The sequence below is a fragment of the Sodalis-like endosymbiont of Proechinophthirus fluctus genome, from assembly GCF_001602625.1.
GTDB lineage: Bacteria > Pseudomonadota > Gammaproteobacteria > Enterobacterales > Enterobacteriaceae.
In genome coordinates, this window is record NZ_LECR01000073.1 from 13,155 (window position 1) to 14,950 (window position 1,796).

The 1,796-nt window shown below is 55.7% G+C and carries 3 protein-coding genes; all 3 read right to left on the bottom strand.

Features of this window, described 5'->3' with window-relative positions; all coding sequences use genetic code 11:
* A partial coding sequence (locus BG74_RS17660) for an MATE family efflux transporter (RefSeq protein WP_501037420.1) occupies positions 1-501 on the bottom strand: 501 nt, incomplete at its 3' end.
* A gap of 1 nt (position 502) precedes the next feature.
* Positions 503-1,624, bottom strand: a complete 1,122-nt coding sequence (gene rffA, locus BG74_RS07045) for a dTDP-4-amino-4,6-dideoxygalactose transaminase (protein ID WP_066597506.1) — start codon at positions 1,622-1,624, stop codon at positions 503-505.
* On the bottom strand, positions 1,611-1,796 hold a 186-nt coding region (locus tag BG74_RS17665; protein WP_369678530.1), incomplete at its 5' end, for a GNAT family N-acetyltransferase. The genes BG74_RS17665 and rffA, both read right to left, overlap by 14 nt.

The window sequence follows — 1,796 nt, forward strand, 5'->3', positions numbered from 1 at the left end:
GTAGCAGACAAAAAAGGCGGTGGCACCCAATAGACTGCCAACGCTGACGGCAAATGCATTGCCAGCGGCGTCACGATACCCTTTCAAAATCGCCAGACCCAGGTTGGCACAGGCGATACCAAATTGGATAACCGCCAGCGCCACGACAGCCTCCCGATAATGTTCATGACCGAATAGCGCGCGGCTGACAGGAGCGGCGGCAAAAACAAATATCGCCGCCAGTAGAAGCGAGGAAGTAAGGACCATCGCCGAGCCGGTGCCCAGCGCTGTGCGCAGCAGATCCGGTTGATGCTGGTGCTGCGCCACCAGTTTGGTCATCCCGTTGAAAATGCCGGCGCCTGACAGCACACCCAGCACTGTGACCAACTGGCGGAAATTCCCGGCATGCCCCACGCCGTCTGGACCAAACGCCACTGCCAGTACTTTCACCACCAGCAGACCGGTGCCAATTTTGATAATCGTGGATAGCATGGTCCAGACGGATGCGTTCGTCAAAGACATATCAGTTGAAGTAGCCGTGTGTCGCGTCAATGACGCGCTGCTGGTCGTCATCGCTCAGATTATAAAACAGCGGTAGACGCACCAAGCGCTGACTTTCGTGCCGAGTATGGTAATCGCTGCCGTGGAACCGGCCAAAGCGGCGGCCCGCTGGGCTGTCATGCAGCGGAATATAATGAAAAACGGACAAGATATCCGCTACTTTCAAATGGCGGATGAAACCGTCTCGATCGTCGATATCGCGCAACTTGACATAAAACATGTGGGCATTATGCAGACAAGTTACCGGTACCGACGGCAGCGTCAAACCGTCCAACGGCGCTAGCGCAGACGCGTAACGATTCCACAGTGCTAGGCGCCGTTGATTGATGATGTCCGCCTCCTCCAACTGTGCCCACAGATAGGCGGCCTGTATATCCGCCATGAGATAGCTTGAACCAATATCGCACCAGGTATACTTATCCACTTGGCCACGAAAAAATTGGCTGCGGTTAGTGCCCTTTTCACGGACGATTTCCGCCTGCTCAACAAGGGCCACATCGTTAATGAGCGTTGCGCCGCCCTCACCGCCGGCGGTATAGTTTTTGGTTTCGTGGAAACTAAAGCAGCCGATATGGCCAACGGTGCCGAGGGCACGCCCTTTATAAGTCGCCATGACTCCCTGCGCAGCGTCTTCTACCACCCACAAGGAGTGCCACTCGGCTATCGCCATGATGGTATCCATTTCACAGGCCACGCCGGCATAATGAACCGGCACGATGACGCGGGTTTTGGGTGTAATTGCCGCTTCTATCAGCGCCTCATCTATGTTCATGGTGTCCGGGTGGATATCGACGAATACAATCGTCGCACCGCGCAGCACAAAGGCGTTGGCAGTAGACACGAAGGTGTAGCTCGGCATAATCACTTCATCGCCAGGGCGGATATCCAGCAGGATAGCCGCCATCTCCAGTGAGGCGGTACAGGAAGGAGTCAACAACACCTTCGCGCTGCAGAAACGCTTCTGAAGCCATTGTTGGCAGCGCTGGGTAAACCCGCCGTCACCAGACAGCTTGCCACTATTCATTGCAGTCTGCATAAAGCCCAATTCGGTGCCGACTACCGGTGGCACATTAAATGGAATCATGAGGTCCTCGGTATAACCAATGAGCGGTATGAACTACCCGTGCGCCGCTCGCTAAATAAAGCCGCAGCGCCGGCAGATTGGCGGTTTGCGTCGCCACCCACAGTTGTTGGAAGCCGAGACTGCGACACCAACTCAGCGCCGCGCGGTACAGCAATTTGCTAGTGCCGAGACC

Bases quoted from the DNA above. Each gene is read 5' to 3' on its own strand.
- rffA (WP_066597506.1), bottom strand. From the start codon at position 1,624: ATGATTCCATTTAATGTGCCACCGGTAGTCGGCACCGAATTGGGCTTT.